The 18882-nt window shown below is 50.4% G+C and carries 13 protein-coding genes; 2 read left to right on the plus strand and 11 right to left on the minus strand.

What is annotated here, in order from left to right:
- Positions 1-195 precede the first annotated feature (195 nt).
- A complete protein-coding gene (locus tag ACN0YR_RS06720) occupies positions 196-1140 on the plus strand; it encodes a UDP-glucuronic acid decarboxylase family protein (protein WP_417848428.1) in 945 nt (314 codons plus the stop codon).
- Positions 1141-1184: 44 nt separating this feature from the next.
- Here the strand turns inward: ACN0YR_RS06720 and ACN0YR_RS06725 are convergent, their stop codons facing one another.
- From ACN0YR_RS06725 to ACN0YR_RS06750, 6 genes are all read right to left on the minus strand, one after another.
- Positions 1185-1595 (minus strand): hypothetical protein, encoded by a 411-nt coding sequence (locus tag ACN0YR_RS06725; RefSeq protein ID WP_417848429.1) that lies wholly within the window; start codon positions 1593-1595, stop codon positions 1185-1187.
- 309 nt (positions 1596-1904) lie between these two features.
- Entirely contained in the window at positions 1905-3209 is a 1305-nt protein-coding gene (locus ACN0YR_RS06730) for a phenylacetate--CoA ligase family protein (protein WP_417848430.1), read from the minus strand.
- Positions 3210-3636: 427 nt separating this feature from the next.
- Positions 3637-4923: a beta-ketoacyl-[acyl-carrier-protein] synthase family protein gene (locus ACN0YR_RS06735; RefSeq protein ID WP_417848431.1), complete on the minus strand. Its 1287-nt coding sequence runs from the start codon at positions 4921-4923 to the stop codon at positions 3637-3639.
- 412 nt (positions 4924-5335) lie between these two features.
- Positions 5336-6628 (minus strand): DUF1501 domain-containing protein, encoded by a 1293-nt coding sequence (locus ACN0YR_RS06740; protein ID WP_417848432.1) that lies wholly within the window; start codon positions 6626-6628, stop codon positions 5336-5338.
- 158 nt (positions 6629-6786) lie between these two features.
- Positions 6787-8391 carry a DUF1549 domain-containing protein gene (locus ACN0YR_RS06745; protein ID WP_417848433.1) on the minus strand — a complete coding sequence of 535 codons (1605 nt, stop codon included), beginning with the start codon at positions 8389-8391 and terminating at the stop codon, positions 6787-6789.
- Between the two features lie 267 nt (positions 8392-8658).
- Positions 8659-9147, minus strand: a complete 489-nt coding sequence (locus ACN0YR_RS06750) for a DinB family protein (RefSeq protein ID WP_417848434.1) — start codon at positions 9145-9147, stop codon at positions 8659-8661.
- Between the two features lie 314 nt (positions 9148-9461).
- Here ACN0YR_RS06750 and ACN0YR_RS06755 point away from each other — a divergent pair, with 314 nt between their 5' ends.
- Complete coding sequence (locus ACN0YR_RS06755; RefSeq protein WP_417848435.1) at positions 9462-10484, plus strand: DMT family transporter; 1023 nt, start codon at positions 9462-9464, stop codon at positions 10482-10484.
- Here the strand turns inward: ACN0YR_RS06755 and ACN0YR_RS06760 are convergent, their stop codons facing one another.
- From ACN0YR_RS06760 to ACN0YR_RS06780, 5 genes are all read right to left on the minus strand, one after another.
- Positions 10485-12713 (minus strand): hypothetical protein, encoded by a 2229-nt coding sequence (locus tag ACN0YR_RS06760; RefSeq protein WP_417848436.1) that lies wholly within the window; start codon positions 12711-12713, stop codon positions 10485-10487.
- Between the two features lie 69 nt (positions 12714-12782).
- The gene (locus ACN0YR_RS06765) at positions 12783-14810 is read right to left on the minus strand and encodes a BatA domain-containing protein (protein ID WP_417848437.1); all 2028 of its coding nucleotides are present in this window, start codon (positions 14808-14810) and stop codon (positions 12783-12785) included.
- 75 nt (positions 14811-14885) lie between these two features.
- Positions 14886-15779 (minus strand): DUF58 domain-containing protein, encoded by an 894-nt coding sequence (locus ACN0YR_RS06770; protein WP_417848438.1) that lies wholly within the window; start codon positions 15777-15779, stop codon positions 14886-14888.
- Positions 15780-15833: 54 nt separating this feature from the next.
- Positions 15834-16862, minus strand: coding sequence for an AAA family ATPase (locus ACN0YR_RS06775; protein ID WP_417848439.1), 1029 nt, complete (start codon positions 16860-16862; stop codon positions 15834-15836).
- Between the two features lie 258 nt (positions 16863-17120).
- Positions 17121-18632 carry a hypothetical protein gene (locus ACN0YR_RS06780; RefSeq protein ID WP_417848440.1) on the minus strand — a complete coding sequence of 504 codons (1512 nt, stop codon included), beginning with the start codon at positions 18630-18632 and terminating at the stop codon, positions 17121-17123.
- Positions 18633-18882 lie beyond the last annotated feature (250 nt).

Consider the following 18882-nt stretch of genomic DNA (forward strand, 5'->3'; position numbering starts at 1 on the left):
ACAAGTCAGCTGAGTTGATAGATTATGCTGCGAAGAGTGAATCAACGAGAAGAATCCGAGATCATATTCAATTTGTCTTTTCACGTACTTGCCTCGTCACGAGCAGTGTCATGAAATCATGAGAGTGGTCTTCGCGGGCACGAAAAACAATATAATTCCACACATTCGACAGTCACTGCTGATTAAGAGGTCAATATGTCAACGATTTTAGTTACCGGTGGAGCAGGTTTTTTAGGCAGCCATTTGTGTGACCGGTTGCTAGAGCAGGGAAATGATGTCATTTGTGTTGATAACTTCTTCTCCGGGCGAAAAGAAAATATCCGACACCTCATCGGGAATCCTAAATTCGAAGTGATTCGCCACGACATCGTTCATCCTCTGTATGTCGAAGCGGATCAGATCTACAACTGTGCTTGCCCCGCGTCTCCGGTGGCCTACCAATACAACCCGATTAAAACAATCAAAACGTCGACGGTTGGAATGGTCAATATTCTGGGACTGGCGAAACGCTGCGGAGCGCGAATTCTGCATACCTCGACATCAGAAGTTTATGGTGATCCGGACGTTCACCCACAAACTGAAGACTATTGGGGCAACGTGAATCCATTGGGCCCTCGAAGTTGCTATGACGAAGGAAAACGAGTAGCCGAGTCGCTGTGTGTCAACTATCACCTTGCTCATGATGTTGAAGTGCGAATCGTGCGAATCTTCAACACGTATGGACCACGCATGGACCCCAACGATGGACGGGTTGTTTCCAACTTCATCATGCAGGCATTACGGGGCGAAGACCTCACTGTCTACGGCGACGGCTTACAAACCCGCTCGTTCTGTTTTGTCTCAGACTTGATCGAAGGATTCATTCGATTGATGAATCAGGACAAAGCAATTGGCCCCGTCAATATCGGGAATCCGACTGAGAACACGATGATCGAACTCGCCGAAGCTGTGCTGGAAGTGACGGGGTCCTCTTCCAAAATCGTTCGAGCACCTCTTCCTGAGGATGATCCGAAGCGTCGCTGTCCAGATATTACGCTCGCCAAATCATTATTGGATTGGACGCCACAGGTTGATTTGAAGTCGGGCTTGAAAGAGACAGTCGACTACTATCAGCGAACGCAATTCAACACAGAAAACTGAAACAATATCTTCGAGGCAATGAGTGTCGCTGACGATTTGAGAAGTTACGCAGCTCTTTTGCCAGAGTGATTCCTCTTGAGAATTTCAAGAAACGGATCGATCTCGTCATCGGCTTCGACAGCTGATGTACTACCGGCGGTCCGTATTTTTGAAGTCTGCGCGACTGTTGGTTTCAGAGGAACGGTTTCGTTCGCTGAATCAAACTCTTCGGACAGGTTCCAGCGTTGACTGGCGCCGAGTGCCTGCATGCAAAGCAAGCCGAGTAGAATTCCGCCCACAAAAAAGACGAGCATCAGTGACACCTGCATCAGCGTGACCACCGCATCAGGCCCTTGTGCTCGCGCGATCAGGAAAGCTCCCCCAGCGACAAAAACTCCGAAAGCTCCCATAGCCCACCAGCCGGAGAGTTCCAGTTCAATGTCGTCCTGGCGATTAGATTCAGATTGCGTCTTCATTGCGGAGTCCTTTCCTGCAAACGGGCGCGCTCATCTTGAGCACAGCTTTGTAGACTTCGATATCACGAAATCGCCGAAATTGACAAGACCAAACGCTTCTGTTCAGCAATTTTATGAACAGGTGGCAACCATTGCCGATAACCTTGCTGGAGCAAGTTTGGTTTGGAACTTCACTGTCCCATTCAGAGCAGTTTGCCCTCCCGTGCGCCCGTGAAGAACGCGGTTGAATAATAAAATTGCTGTTCGCCACGTGGCAGAACCTGCACACCAATTCGAAAGTTGCTCAAGCACCCGGTGAGTCGAAGCTTCTCAGCCATTTCGAAAGAAGCGACGGCCTTTCAACTCAAATCGTGGAAGTGCATTTTCAGAGACAAGGATCACTTCTGCATGGAAATTGAGGCGGTCTTTAATTCCCTGCTCGACCTGCTCTCTTAATGCATCCAGAGATTCGGGGACGCTGAGTCGGTGTGGAGCCGGTTCAATTTCTATTTTCATGTGCGGCATCGAGCGTCGCGTAATCACATTGACCTGGTATTCGATGATGTCAGGGATCTCACGGATGATTGCGTCTAAACTCGAAGGAAACACATTGTTTCCTCGAATGGTGACCATGTCATCAACTCGGCCTAGAATTCCCCCCTCAAGCCTCATGAGTTCGTATCCGCTCTTGCATGGTTGGGTTGCCACCTTGACGAGATCGCCTGTTCGATACCGGATTACCGGCTGGCTGGTTCGCCCGAAATTTGTGATGATCAGTTCACCAGTTTGTCCCGCTGGTACAGGAGCGTTGGTCTCTGGATCGAGCACTTCAGCGAGGCACTCAGTTTCTAAGATGAGTAAGCCGCCAGGAGCATTGGCTGGTTCCACACCTAGTGAGCCGATGTCTGTCATGCCCCAGTGATCGATGACTCGGGCTCCCCAACTTGCTTCGATTCGATTTCGAACCGCTGGAATTGCCCCTCCCGGTTCACCCGCGACAATGATCATTCGAACCGCACTTTCCGCGAGCGGAATCCCAAGTTGTTCCGCGACATCGGCGAGACGCATCGCATAGGTCGGCGTGCAGCAGACGATTGTCGCTTTCATCTCCATGATCAAGCTGAGCCGAGCTTCACTTGTCATTCCACCCATTGTCAGCGACAGGTTCCCGAGTCGTTGTGCGCCTTCAAAGGCGGCCCAGAACCCAATGAAGGGACCGAAGGAAAATGGAAACGCAAAGATATCCTCTGGAGTAATTTCGCAAATTCGATAAATCTGAGCCCAGCAATCCATGAACCAGTTCCAGCTCTCTGGGGTATCCAGCCAGCGCATCGGTTTTCCGGTCGTTCCGGAAGTTTGATGCAATCGAGAATAGCCTGTCATGGGGGCCGAAAGGTTGGTTCCGAATGGTGGAAAGGCATTCTGGTTCTCAACCAGCTCCTGTTTCGTCAGCAACGGGAGTTTCAATAGATCGTCCGGAGATTGAAACTCCGCCGCTTTCAGTCCACACGATTTAAAACGTTCCTGCCAAAATGGATTGGTCTGCTCGACAAGCGAAAGCAATTCCTTAAGCCGAGATGTTTGATAGTCAATCAGTTCGGTTCGCGAGAGCGACTCAGGATGTGGTGAGGTCATGGGACTTACTGCGGATCCAGAAACCGAGCATCAAAATGCTCTCACCTTTTGAGAGACAAAATGCAGGTTTTCGGATTAGTTCTTAGAGTGTTATCCAATGCCAGTCCTGCGTATGAGGATCATCTCGATGACTTCATAGATTGCTCGCCACGAGGCAGAACATGAAGACCAGGATTGGTTTTGCTCCAGGTTTGTGTGTATGAAAAAACGTTCTCGATCAATCTGATAATTTAGTGGAACTGGTTCGCAGACGAAATGCGACTCGTTCGTGTCACACATAGAAATGAAAAAACACCCCAACACAATTGTTGTGCTGGGGTGTTTGAGAGAGTCTTTTCAATGCCGGTCGTGCACGTTCTGCCTTTGAGGTCAGAGCGATTCATCACACAAAACCGCTCTTCACGGATATTGTAAGTGCGAAAGTGCTCTAAACTGCTCGCAGGATGGCTGCTGCACTTTGTCCCATTGTGGTCCGATTCACGCTCATTGCGACTGAAGTTTTTAGTCTTTCCGGTTCACGAACAACGTTGAGACGGCAGTTCGGGTCAGGATGTTTGTAATTGAGCGTCGCAGGGAGGACACCATGCTTGAGTGCCAAGACACTACCGGCAAGTTCAACAGCTCCTGAGCCGGCTTCAAAGTTTCCAAAGTAACTCTTCAAGGCAGTCACTGGGATTTTTTCTGCGTCGACACCAAAAGTGTTGTGGTAAGCCTTGGCTTCAACATAGTCGTCTCGGCGTGTGCTTTTACCGTGTGCGTTAATGTGACCCACTTCGCTCGTGGAGATGCCTGCTCGCTTCATTGCGGCATTCATCGCATTTGTGAGTCCACGGCCACCTGAGCCGTTCTCATAACCACGTCCATCACAGCCTGATCCAACTCCGAGGACTTCGCAGTAAATTTCAGCACCACGAGCAACGGCGTGGCTATATCGTTCGACAACAAAGACTGCAGATCCTTCTCCGACGATCGTTCCGTCACGATCTCGGTCAAACGGTCGGCAGGCACTTTCCGGATCACTTTGTGATGACAGATTGTCGTACAAACTGATTCGGGCGATATCAACAGGATGAATGTTCGAACTGCATGCACCGACGATCATGACGTCGGCAGAGTCTCGCTGAATGCAGCGGACAGACTCTTGAAGTGCCAGAATCATGGATGAATCGGCACTTGTGATTGTGTTATTTGGGCCACGAGCGTCGTTCTCAATGGCAACATGGCACGCAGGCATGTTGGGGAGTTGTCGCAGCATCCAAAGTGGTGCAATTTTTCCGAGTCCATCTTCACCCCAGCGGGTGTAACCTTCTCGTTCCGATGGATCTGCAAAATCGCGAGCAGCCTCAGCCAACTCGTCAGGCGTAAATGAAATGTGTCCTGAGCCGAATTCGACACCTAGACGTTCGGGTGAAATTTGTCCGCTTCGGATCGCGGCATCTTTCATCGCCAAAGAGGCTGCAGAAACCCCGAGTTGAATGTCGCGAGACATCACCTTCAGGAATTTCTTTTCATAAACGTGTTCAAGAGGATCGAAATCATGGATCTCTGCGGCCAGTTTGCAAGGGAAACTGTCTGCGGAGAAAGAACGGAGTGGGCTAATACCTGAACGCCCGGATACTAGATTGCTCCAGAACCGTTCATTTCCAATTCCGACCGGTGAGACAACCCCAACGCCAGTGATGACGACCTGAGGAGCCTTTCTTCCAGCCTTCATAGCTAGACCTCGCATACGGAAACTAAAAACTCAAATACTTATTACTAAATATCGGAGTTCGACCGTCGCTTCGATGAGCGACACCAGCGTGATTCAAGATTCTCGAGCAATACGTTCCACGCAACCGAGAAAATCGACCACAACGGTGCAACCTTATTATGAGCAAACGTCCACTTATCCCACGTACGTTTGACTCGGTTCCACGAGCTTAATCTTCAGAACGTTACTGACCCCTCAGCAACGACAAATCAAAGAATAAGCAACTTTTCAAGTCATGTGAGCCTTTTTCCTGACCCCTCAGGGACTCACAAGCCTTGCATTCTATTAGACGTCAAGTACTCAGGAAAGTCAACGAGTCTTTATGGGTTTCCTGAATTCAGAAATCAGAATGTCGTCATTTACAAAATTTCAATTAAATCAATATCTCGTCGATGAGAAGACCTTCGTCCACGATCCGTAGTGGTCTTCCCCCCGGAGTGATGAGTTCTTCGTTAGGATCAATCGTCAAAGAAGTGCAAATCGTTGCGAACAGGTCGTCAACGCTTATCGGACGGTCGGTAATCTCCATTCCATCCGGACTGGTCTTCCCAACGCAAACGCCCCCCTGCACTCCACCTCCGCCGATTAACAGATTGAAGTTCTTTGCCCAGTGATCGCGGCCGACAGACGGTGTTCTTTGATTGATTTTTGGCGTTCGGCCGAATTCGCCGAGGCAAATGACTAATGTTTTTTCCAGCATCCCTCTTTGTTTGAGGTCGGTGAGCAGTGTTGAGAGAGCTTGATCAACTTCACCGGCAGTTCTCGGCATATTTTGCCACAAGTTCTGGTGCATGTCCCAGCCGCCTCGCTGAACTTCAACAAACGGAACGCCTGATTCAACAAGGCGCCGGGCAACAAGGCAGCTCTGTCCGAACGGGTTCGATCCGTATTCCTGTTTGGTTTTGTCTGATTCGCCCTCAAATGTGAACGCTTTCAAACGAGAGGAGGTCATCATCCGAGATGCTTTTCGGTAGAGCTCTTGATGTTCGCGGCCAATCGATTCTGCCCCGGCTTTGACGAATTCGTTGTCCTGCTGCCGCAGCATCTCCATCCGTCGACTTGCCCGCGATCCTGCTACGGAGCCCCTCATGTTCGCAGGTAACTGCCCTGCTCGATCGATTACAAAAGGGGCGACCTCAACACCAAGGAATCCAGAACTGACAGTCTCTCCAATGCTCACGAAATTCGGAATATCGGATTCCGGATCACCCAGTTTATGTGCGACCAGTGAACCAATGTGAGGAAACTTGTTTGGACCGAGCAAACGATGCCCTGTTCGCAAATGATAACGCCCACGGTCGTGGGCAGCTTCCTTACCAGCCATGCTGCGGATGACTGAAACGTCTTTCATCATCTTCGCCATCTTGGGCCAGTATTCGGCGAACTCGACTCCCGGGATTGCCGTCTGAATTGTTTTCGTTGGCCCACCGTTCGTCGTTCCCGGTTTCGGATCCCAGGTCTCCAGCTGACTGGGGGCGCCGCTCAGAAAGACCATGATGCACGAGCGGCCTTCCTTTTTAATTTCTTCGGCATTGATTCCGATGGAGCGTAACAGGCCGAGGCAACTCATGGAGGCGAAGCCACCCCCGGCAAGTCGCAATAAATCGCGACGGGTGACGTCCCCATGACGATTCAAATTCACGTGCAGAAGATTATTGTTGAGCATGTCGTTTCCGATTCAACGTAAGTGAATGATGTTTTTGAATTGATCCAGAAATCTGAATGTGGCCTCTCAAGTCTTGTGAGTTCCCTACAATCCAGAGGTTTCAGACAAAGGTCCTGTTGACGCTGACTACATCGTTGGTCGAGACTGCGTGCTTTGTTTTATCGTTTGGTTACGAACTCAGCAGAGTTCACTAAGATCCAGATCAGGTCTACGGCTGCTTCATTTCGGTTTGCAGACTCTTTGATAAACTTGCGATACATCGTCAGTTCTTCAGCAGAGGGAGAACGGGCCAAGATGCCCAGGAATGCCTGACGAATCATCTGCTCGTCATCTTTCGTTTCGAGCAATTCTTTTTTCAACGGTCCATTAGCAAGCTTATTGTGCAGTGTTCCGTTGTTCATCATCAATAGTGCTTGCTGCACTGCACCTTCCAGGTCTCGTTGGGGAATCGACGGATTCTGATCAAAAGTGGAGTTGATGGCGTTCCATACGGATTTATTTTCGCCAATGAGTTGCTGTACGGTGTCAGCGACCTCGTAGGGGCGTAATCTCGCAGGACGAACTGACGTGAAGAGGTCCGCATCGCTGTCGATGGTGGCGATTTCGCGTTGATAGACTTTGGAGTTCAGAATAACTCGATACAGCCACTTCGGTTGAAATCCTGCGTATCGAAAAGAGGCGGAGAGTTTGTTTGCGACAAGTTGATGGACAACTTCTTTGTCTTGCCCCAAGCTGTCCACTGAGTAAAAACCATCTCCAATTAATTCGTTCCACGCGCGGTTTACGAATGCACGGGCGAACCAGTAATTGTCCGGGTTGTAGATCAGGTAGGCTGCCCCAGCGACACGACGCTGGTCTGGCTTGAGATAGGTTGGTGGCTTCTCTCCCAGGAGAAATTTCGCCTCGACGACGGACTTCTCCGACGGATCGGATTGGTCGGTCATGTAGTATTTTCCAGGGGCGAAGAAGGCTGCCATCTCGTGAAACTGTTCTCGTTTCCAGTTATCGAAGGGGTGGTCGTGGCATTCTGCACACTCGATACTGATGCCCATGAAAATGCGGGCGGTCGAGGAGGCGATGAGTTCTGGTTTCCGCTCATTGGCTAAGACAAAGTTGTTCGGTCCGTGATCCTGATGCCACCCATTGTCTTGCGACTTGGTGTTCTTCTTTCGGGTGGGAGTTGCAGAGACCATCTCTCCCACCATTCGATCCCAGCCAGTTCCCGCTTTGAATTCAGTGAACAACCAATCTTCAAGTGCCTGCGGATTCACCGTGTTCTTGTTGGCGCTTGTCTCGTAGAAAATCACAGATCGCCAGTAACGAGCTAATTTGCGAGCAAATTCGTCACTTTCCAGAAGTTCGTCAATCAGCATCGCTCGCTTATTTTCGTCCGGAGCTTTGACGAAGTTGTTGATTTGAGCAGGCGTCGGAACATGTCCGATGGTGTCGATGAAGACTCGGCGGATGAATGTTTCATCATCGATGATCGGAGAGAGCTTTGTCGATGTTTCTTTCGCAATGTACTTCTCGAGTTGCTCGTCGAGATCACTGGAGCGATAGGTTCTTCCCCGTCCGATTCGAAGGACGGGAAAACTTCCACGGATCATTTCGAGAAACTTCATCTTGTCTTCCGGTGACTTGAGATCCGGAAGGTTCGGTGGAGCTTTTTTGACTGGTCGTTTCGGTGCTGCTTCAAGAGATGAACTCAGCACTGCAACGCAAAGAAGAAAATGAACCGTTCGTCGAGAAAAAATTTCGTGCATCAGGAGACCTGTAGACGGAAACGGGTATGGAAATGAAACTCCGAAAAGGTGCCCGCAGTCAAGTCATAGTATACGATTGACAGGTGTGCAGGAGCAACTCAGTGCGGCGTTTCCGGCTCTTTCGGATGCATGACCGATTGATCCTGATTTGCAGGAGAGACCGAAGATGTTCCGCTGAATCAACCACACATAACGAGTTTTCACTTCGCGTGAAGCTCTTATCGATTGGATGCTCAACTCCTCTGCCCGTCCTGCATTCAGATCGCTTTACAGACCGAGGACCGATTTCTTTCCGACACATCGTCTCCAGGCAGAAAGTTGCCCCAGGTGTGAAGCGGGATGTGTGGTCAGCAGGTGTGTCAGCAGATCGCCAACTTTTGGAAATTGCTCGACGAGAAATGGCGTTTGATTTGGGCTTGCGAGTTGTTCTTCAGTTGCAGACGAAACGAGTTTTTCGGCTCGCTCATACAGTTGCTCCATGTGTGAGAGCAACTCTGACTTGGAAGCATAAGCAGAGCGATCGTCAATCGGCTGCGAGCCTGGTCCGTAAGTCTTCATCCATTGTTCATCAGTGTCGAGCTCACCCCCCAGAAGGAGTGAAACGAAATCGGCCCCCAAAACCAGATGGCCAAGAATCCAGGCGGGATGATTCATTCCCGGATGGGGCATCTGTGCCATGTCGGCATCATCGATGTCGTGAACTAAATCTTTAGCGTACGAAAGCGTGAAACGAAAAGCGGTGATTGTCGAATCCATAAGAATCTTTCTTGTGTCTGGTTTTTCCCCGAACATTTTTAAAGGGAGTCCATCTTCTGTCTCGAGGAATTGAGCGATTCGTCACCTGGCGGCCATCTTCTCGGACATAGGAAAAACGAATACGTTCTGTCGATGTTCATCATACTCTGCTGTGCCGGCACGTCCAGAGTTTGCCATGAAGAGCAATCTGGATACAATCGTGTGAGACTGCGTTATTCTTGCGAACATCGGTTTCTCTCCAGGTGTCCGGCTGCTTTCGACGTCGAAGTCTCTCTTCTTGCTTTTTGCTGAATCACTTCAAAAACTGGTCCATTGTGAATTCCTCCACGACTCAATCCTCAGCGACACAAAGATCACCAAACCTGCTGCCTGATTTGTCTCTTTTCGGAGTGGCTTTAATCTGGGGGATCAATCTTCCTGTGATGAAGGTCGGTCTGGATCATATTAATGTTTATGCGTTCAATGCGATTCGGCTGTTCATCTCTGCAGGTGTTCTGCTGGCGATTGCTTTCCGAGACCGACCTTGGAAAGTGTTCCAGCTTCCTGCGAAGACGAAGTGGAATATCTTTCAATATGCCGTGATCGCATCGGGTTTGTATCAGGTTTTATTTTTGCTGGGGATTGCGTATGCCTCGTCAGCGAATGCAGCGTTGATCATGTCCACAGTGCCGATGTGGACCGCATTGTTGGCGCTGGTGTTTCTCAAGGAGCGGCTCTCTCGACTGGCTTGGGGCGGGCTGTTCATTGCACTCGCCGGAACGCTCATTGTTACAGGCCAAAATGGAATCAGCGGGAATTCAGATGATTCACTCGGAAACCTGATCATGCTGGTCGCTGCACTGGTGTGGGCAATGGGGACCGTTAAGAGTCGTCAGCTTCTCGGTGAAGTCTCTCCGTTGACGCTCTCTGCAGTCTCTTCAGTCTCGATGTTACCACTACACTTTGTGATTGCCGCTCCGTACCTGGCTGGTGGAATGACGACCATGGCGGATCCTCAGGTTTGGATCCCGGTGATTTACTCCGGTGTGTTTTCCACCGGCGTCGCTTTGGTGATGTGGAATTATGGTGTTCGTGAAGCGGGAGCAGCTCACGCTGCGATCTATCAGAACCTCGTTCCGGTGATTGCAATGACGAGTGCCTTCATCGTCCGTGGAGAATCAGTGACGTCGGTTCAAATTGTCGGAGGGGTGCTGATTATCGGTGGTCTGGTCGTGATGAGAAAGGCTCGAGCGAGAAAGTTGGCTGTCGTTCGGAGCCGTCTTGATTGTGCGACTCCGGCATACGTGAACGTCGCTACTCCCATAAAATGCCCGGCTGAAAAAGTCGACAGCCGATAACTATGCGAGCCCGGCCAGTTTGCGACCTACCCAGAAAACGCCAAGGAGCAGAATCAATGTTCCGCCCCAGGCAGGATGACTCCAGATACGGAAGCGACGGATGATCGGCGCTGGCTCGGGGAGATCGGCAATTTCCTCGACCAGCGAGTCAATCTCGCTAATCGAAACGAGGCGTCCGCGGCTGATCGTTGAGACTTCTTTGAGGACGTCCAGGCGAGCCGGTTCGCCGATGCGTTCACGTTCGATTCCCTGCACCGAGATCGTTGTTTCAAGCTTGGCGCCTGTCTCGGCACAACTGGTGACCAGCTTGTATTGGCCTCCCTCTTTCGGAGTGAATGTTCCGGTAAACAATCCCCAGGAATCCTCGCCTGCCGGTGAGAGCGTGAGGGCATCAGTTTGTCCGGAAGGCGATGTGATCTGTACGATGACTGTTCCATTGCGAAGCGGCTCTCCGCCTGTACTCATGACGTTTGCATTCAATGTCAAAACGTGGTCCGCTTCAGGACGATCTGGCGAGTAGAACAGTCGCATCGATTCGCCTTGCGACATGTTTCGCTGATAGGCCATCCAGCGAACAACTTGCCCCCAGAATCGATAGTGGTACAAATCTTCAACGCCCTTCCTCCATCTCCATGCCCCGTCCGTTCCCATGAACAGCACTTTTCCGGTCCCGGAAGTCCGGGTCACGATCAGAGGGACACGACCGAATCGCGATGATTCGGTCTCATGAACTGCGAGCACTTGCCCGCCGATTTTGGCTCGTTGAGCAGAGGCGTACCACTGAAATCCAGGAAGTGAACCCCACACTTTTTCGTTCTCTCGCTCATCCATTTCGAGGCGAGTCAGCAAACTTCGGCGTCCTGATTCTGTGAGCGTAAACCGAGATGGCTGCGGCGAACCAAAACCGCGCGGAGCGGCGGGATCGTTGATGACTGGATACAACTCTTCAAGATCAGTCGCAGCGAATGTGGCTTGTTTCCCACGGAAACCTGGTAAGAAAACCAGCCCACCTGCATGGCTTCGCACAAGTTGGCGGATGTGCTCAACGTTCTCCAGATTGAGTTGTGTCGGCTCGACACCGACATCGCCGAGAAAGACGACATCGTATTCAAAAAGTTCTTTCTCCGTTGGGAACGTTTCCAGATAGCCGCGCCCCCCACCGACGTCATCAAGGTCAGGGTGGAACAGCAGGCAATTCACATCGACACCGGGGTCCCGCTCAAGTGCATTTCGGAGATAACGGTATTCCCAGCGTGGGTAAGATTCGACGACAAGGACTTTGAGCGTTTCGCTTTTGATTGATATCGGAAAGCTGAGTTCGTTGTTTGTCGGATTGATCTCGGCGTCATCGACTGGAATTTGGATGTTGAGCGTGTACTCCCCGACTTTTTCCGGCAGCCAGTTCAGTGTGTCACGAAACTGACCCATCCCCGGGACTCGAATGGTCTTCTCGATTTTGTCTCCACGTGTTCCAGTGAGTGTAACGAGAATGTCTTTGTCTCTGGGAAGCCAGCTGACCACCTGAAAGGGAATCCGTAACGTCTTGCCAGCGATTCCAAATGTGGGGGCGTCCATACTCGCCAATTCGATATCGGGCAGTCGTTCTTCGCTGCCTACACCCACAGAGTAGACGGGCACAGTTTTCATTCGTAATGCTGTCGCGGCAGCTGCGGGAGATTTTCCAGTGTTCCAGTCTCCATCAGAAAGCAGGACTATTCCCCGCAGGTTTGTATGTCGCTCGGCAGTTTTCTCAATGGCTGCATCAAGGTCCGTCCCTTTCGTCGGGTCAGAAAGGCCGGAAGAGAATGGCTCGAAAACGACGTTGAGTTTTTTTGTTGCCGGCTTCCAGATCTCCGGAACTTTCGGGGCGGCTTTTGCCTTATCGTCGCTCTGGTCAGGCGATTCGATGAACCGGGAAACGGTCGCTGCCCGAGTGAGCGGCACATCAGCAGGCTTTAAAGGATCGACGACATCCTGAGTTTGCATGCTCTCGGAGGTGTCATACAAAACCACCAGTGTCGGCTGTTCATCGGGGCGAAATTCCTGCGTCACTTCGGGTTGGTTCAAAGTGATGATCGCGAGGAGTATCAAAGAAAACCTGAGTGCTTCCAGCAATCCCATTGAGCGCGAATACGCGCTCCTCTTCCAACTGATCCAGCAGCAGATTGCAGCCGCAATCAGGACCAGCAGTGAAAGAATCAGAGTTGTGGTTGTCCAGTAAAAAGTCATTCGAAAAGCTAAATGTGCGGAAACGGTTTTGAATTTAAAAGTCTCGAGGTCGTGACGAGTCGTGAGTAACTATGAAGCAGTAGAAGGTTGCGGAGTTTGAGGAACTCCCGGAAATTTTTGAGTCGTTTGTTGGCGGTCAGGAATGCAAAGCAACGCTTCGAGTAACAGTGCTGCGATCATGATGATCAGGAAAGTCCTCCAGACTTCGCTTGCCAGCGCCATCGCAGATCCTGCTTCGTCGTTGATTTTTGTGTAGTTGATTCCGCTCAAAGTTCGTTGTAAAGCTTCATCGCTTACGATGGCAGCTGCATCCTCGGATAAGGGGCGATTCAAAGCAATTTGTATCCCATCGTGAGAATAGAGTCCGGCAGAGGTGCGGCGTTGGGAAAGAAGCTGATCGGCGGAGAGATCGTCGAGTGGCTTCCACTGATCGGTTTGTGATGCGTTCACCTCGCCACAAATCAATTGTTGAGCAGCACCTAAAACTGCGGCTCCCCGGGCCAGCGCTCGGTGGATCATGATGTACAGGACGATTCCGTTCTCTGTGAAATTTGATGCAGAATCAATCGGAAGAGTCGAGCAAAAATATGCCGCGCCCTGTTCGGATGGGACTTTGCAAAGGAGGGGAACTGCTTGCGCGAACTGGGCCAGCAATGTCAATTCGGAGTAGTTGAGTTCGCAATACTCAAAGATGTTTAATTTTCCGACCGGAAGAGGTGAGCCACTTAATGTGTTTCCAAGAAGGTCGGAATCGGTACGCCAACGCTGTACGGCGAGCGGTTCAGCTTGCACGTTCACCCAGTTCCCCCAACTCGCTCCGAGGAACTTTTCATCTCCCGGTGATTCGGTCGGAAAGAAGATGATCGACTTTCCATCCGCAAGAAATTTATTCACCTGGTTCGCGAGAGGTCCCGTCGGTAGCGGCGCATGCCAGAGAATGAGAGCTGTCTCATCCCAGGGTAACGCCGGGGCGGATGCACTCGGTAAGACGACTGACTCATAGGTCAGACTTTGATCGACTCCATTTGAGGCGACGAGGTCCAGGATTTTCGAGACCTGCTCATCATCCGAGACGATCACCGTTTTTTGAATTGCAGGTTCGGAATACACAAATCGATAGATGTTGTCAGCCGGATTGGCATCTCCGGGAATTTCGACACGTCCCCAGCCACTCTTGGAATCATCATCAAGCGGAAGAGTGTGACCATTTCTAACGACTTCCGAGCCACTCATTTCAACTTCAAGTAGCGATCTTGCCCCGTTGATCACAATGTTGATCGGAATTGTTTGTCTCTCGTCGAACTTTTCGCTTCTTGTTAAGCGGATGTCCATGACCAGTTCCGCACCAGTTGACGATTCGCGGCGATGAACTCCACTGACGCTTACGGAAAGATTATTCGCTGCCGTTTCAGGGTAGTTGAGCAAATAGAGTCGCACACCTTCGCGGTCCGAAAGTTGTGTGCGGATCGAGTCCCAACGTCCACCAGAAGGATTCCAGTCAGACTCTCTGAGATCGGAGCAGACCCAAACGTCTGTGCGTCCGGTTTCATTCGCGACAATGTATTCGGTGACCTGTTCCAGAAGCTCAGGAATGTCCGCAGCTGTTGCCGTCGATTGTGTTTCAGGAAGCTCGAGAAGTTCACTCGCCGAGTTGATTTCGATTGGTTCAGAGCTTGTACTCTCGAATAAAACCAATTGTGTGTTTCGACCCGTATTGGTGATGAGGTCGGAAAGTTTTTGGAGTACGGTTTCTCGCTTGGAGAGTGAACTGCCTGTCCCCTGCTCTTCCATACTTGCTGAACGGTCCAGCACGATAATCGTGGTTTCGGGAGTGGTTCCGGCGGAAAGGCCCAGCCACCCCCCTGCCATCGGTCGACTCACTGCGAAAATCAAGCCAGCAATGGCGAGCATTCTGGCAAGCATGATCAGGAGATACCTCAACCTTGCCATCCCGCGTGACATCTTCCGGGCTTGCAGCAGAAACATCGTAGCAGCCCAGTGAATCGTCTTATGGCGATTCTGGTTGATCAAGTGGATCAAAATCGGTAGCGCGATCAAGGGAAGAGCGAACAGAAGGTAAGGCTGTAAGAAAGTCATTGATGTAAATTCGAGTCTTTCTGTGCTGTCTGTTCTTGATCGTGATTGAGATGTTTTAAAGGATTCGGTGAATGATTATTTCTTACGTTTTAGTAAGAAATTCGCCAGCACTTCTCCAACGTCTTCTTCGATTCCAACGCGATGATAATCGACCACGGAATCTTTCATGATATGGCTGAGGTCTTCCAGATATTGCTGGACTGCCGCTCGATATTGCTTCGCGATCGTTGTTGGATCAACCAGCATCGGAGCCGCACCTTCGAGGTCAACGAATCGAACCGGTCTGTCAAACTGAAAGTCGATTTCATTTTGTTCGAGTAAGTGAAAGACTGCGACATCATGTTTGCGGTATCTTAAATGTTGAAAACAGCTCTTGAGAGTTTCAGTGTCGAGGAACAAGTCCGAGATGATTACGATCAGAGCTCGCTGAGCAATCTTCTCGGCTGCACTGTGAAGTGCCTCTGCGAGTCCGGTTTCTCCCTCCCCTTCCATCTCTGCGAGTTCATCGAGAATATGCCGCAGGTGAGCGCCACTTCGTTTTGGGGGAATCTCTTTTTTGAATTCTGTGCCAGCACAATATAAGCCAACCGCATCACCTTGAAACGCTGCAAGATACGCCAACGTTCCAGCGAGTTGACGCGCATAATCGATTTTGCGTTTTCCGACTTCGTTCGTCCCATCGATTCCGTAATTCATCGACCCGCTGACGTCCACAATCGGACACAAACGCAAATTGGTATCTGCTTCGTACTCTTTAATGTAGAAGCGGTCGCTGCGCCCCCAGGCTCGCCAATCAAGACGGCGGGTGTCATCGCCGGGGACGTACTTTCTGTACTCAGAAAACTCCAGACTCGATCCGCGCGTGGGACTCCGGTGACGCCCGGAGACACTTCCGATCATCGGAATACGAGCATCCAAAGGGAGTCCGGCCAGCCGGGAAACAACTTTGGGATCGATGAAATCACGCATCAGACGAAACCGCACTTTGAACAATTGGAACAGGAACGCTTTGACGAGTTCGCACTAACTTGCGTTCTCGGCATTCAGCTCATCGACCAATCGACGGATGACATCATTACTACGGATTCCTTCGGATTCGGCATTGAAATTGGTAAGAACTCGGTGTGAGAGCACCGGTTCTGCCACAGCTAAAACATCTTCCAGCCGTGCCATGTAACTTCCATTGAGGGCAGCATGAGATTTTGCGCCGAGAATGAGATATTGCACTGCACGCGGTCCCGCTCCCCAGGCGACAAGCGGCTTGAGCCAATCAGGAGAGTCGTCAACTTTCGGACGTGTGCGGCGGACCAGGTCGACCGCGAATTCGTAGATGTGCTGCGGAACCGGGACTCGTCGGACAAGTGACTGGAACTTGAGAACAGATTCAGCATCCAGAATGGAACTCAGCTCAGGCAATTCGCCACCTGTTGTGGTCCGGGCGATTTCAATCTCTTCGTCACGACTGGGGTAATCGACGGAGATTAAAAACATGAAGCGGTCGAGTTGTGCTTCGGGTAACGGGTAGGTTCCTTCCTGCTCGACCGGGTTTTGTGTCGCCAGAACAAAGAATGGAGGCGAGAGTTCGTAAGGGCGACCAACGACTGTGACGCGGTGCTCTTGCATCGCTTCAAGCATTGCCGCTTGTGTTTTCGACGGTGCTCGGTTGATCTCGTCTGCCAGGACGATATTGGCAAAGACCGGACCTTTGACGAATTCAAATTCTCGCCGTCCATCTTGCGTCTCTTGCAGAATGTCCGTCCCGGTAATGTCCATTGGCATCAGGTCGGGGGTAAACTGGATTCGGCTGAATGACAACGACATCGTTTCCGCGAGCCGACGCACGAGCAACGTTTTTGCCAGTCCTGGAACCCCCATTAACAATGAGTGCCCGCGAGCGAACAGGCAAATCGCAATTTGCTCGATGACCGCCTCTTGACCGACGATCACTTTCGCCAATTCTGCTCTGAGTTTTGCGTATGTATCGCGAAGTTCATCAATTGCGGCGACATCGTCCGATTGGAGTTCCTGATTGATTTCAGTTGTCGAAGACATTGTGATCCTGTTCGTGCCCAAAGAGGAGCAGTTTGTATAACGAAAATCTCGAACTTCAGCTGAACATTTCGCGTGAGCAGCTGTGTTCGATCTTGATTTGATGTTTCAAATGAAGTGAATCGAGTAAGGATTTAACAGGGTGACTGACATGCAATGCAAGTCAGAGGAGAATCTTGCAGCTTAGGACGAATGATTTTGAAACGACGAAACTGTTTCTCGGGATCTTTTTTAATTGAACTTCGAAGAGGCGTTGAGAGACTAATCCGGAATGTGGAAACTGAATTGCCCCTGATTTTGCATATTGATTGTGACGTTTCGCCCATTAAAACCGAATTGTTTCTTGAGCGTCTTCCAAGCTTGAATTTGTTCAGGCTCCAGAATTGTTGTGAGCTCTTTTTCTTCAATGCGAGCCAAAGGAATCGCGATTTGCACGACTTCGTACAAATATTCGTAGCCTTGAACCTCGTTTTTCGGAAGCCTCTTCTGCAGCAATTTTTTGAATTGCTCCCGCTGTTCTGTTGTCAGCCAAAGTTCATAGTCCAGAAGTGTCACCAAATATTCTGCGCGGGCATCGCGCTCCTCCTGGTCACGTTGAGTCAGATCTTTTCTGGAGTCGATGCCCATTTCGGACAGCGTATTTCTCCAGAGTTGATGCTGTTCTACGGATGACGAGCTTGGAGTCGAAACACTGAATCCGAAGTTTCCATTTCCAAACTGCTGTTGCTGCATCCGTTCTTCCCACTGCTCCAGGTTTCTTTTCGTCGATGCCTTCCAGTCTTGCATGCAGTAGACAACGGTCCCTTTGGCAGCGATTCTTAAATGGCGAAGCTGTTGTTCATCGAGATCGAATTCGTTTTTGAAATAGTGAATTCGAACTTCGGCCATTTCGGTAAGCCGATCCTTCTGAGAGTCAGTCGATTCGTCGAGAAGTTTGTACCAACCATCAACACCCAGATTGGACATAAACGTAATGTATTTTTCGCTGTTGGGGCCTGAACTCGAATTGTTTCGGACGTGATCTAAGCGCTTGTTCTGGATTTCGCTCAAAGCTCCATCAGACAAATTCGACAACAGTGGAACAGGCGACTCATACTGCAGGTAATAGTTCTGAGGATTCAGGGAGTAAAGTTTCAGCCTCTTTCTGGAAAGACGGCCTTCTAGGTGTTCTTCAATGACTTTTCGTTGATCAGTTGTAAAGTACAGTTCCGCGTCTAATAGGTTGATGACCCTGTCACGTTGAGAGAGAGTTAACTGATCGACCCGTTTTCGCTTGGCAGCCTCCAGCTTTTCGTTTTGAGGTTGAGTCAGAATGTCTCGAACTTTTAAGTCCCAGTCATTCCCCTCGAACTGAAGTGTGGCGGCACCATCCGTGATGAATCGAATCGGAAAATAGTCCGCAAATCCGCGTTGCTGTTGATTTGCATTGAGCCTGGTCTTCTGCGACGTTTTGACCTGCTCGGCAATGAGGGCGTCGTACTTCTTGATTTGCTCGTCGGTTAACTCGCAGGTCTCTTCGACCCAATTCTTTTGTGCCTGGGCGTACGATTCGAGACGTTCCTTACGTGCTTGCATCTCCTTCTCTGGTGGAGGTGGAAACTGCTGAGCTTCTCGAACCATCGGTGCGGGGCGTTTTTGACCGGTCAGCCCACGAAAGACGTCTTCCAGGAAATCGCTCAGCCCATCGTAAGCGTAAGTTGATTGCGGAACGCAGCAGGTGAGAGCCAGGACAAGAACGATCTTCAGTGAGAACTTCAGTCTGAAGGCGCTCATGCAGGAGTTGTGAAAGAAACTCCTCCGAGACCTCAAGCAGGAATCGACATCCGCAAGCGGGTCGACATTGAGATCAAGATGGTTCTTCGAGTTCTGAATGTGAATCCTCAACGTAAAATTCGACGAGTCGGAATCAATACGAACAACGCGATGCAGATCTTAGTGAAAATTCTAAAGAAGAACGGAAAAAATAAAAAAACGAGTTGGTATCGTGAACGAAATAATACCAGATGGAGACTCTTCGGCTCAA

Origin of the sequence: Thalassoglobus sp. (genome assembly GCF_048270125.1) — a bacterium.
Taxonomy (GTDB): Bacteria; Planctomycetota; Planctomycetia; order Planctomycetales; family Planctomycetaceae; genus Thalassoglobus.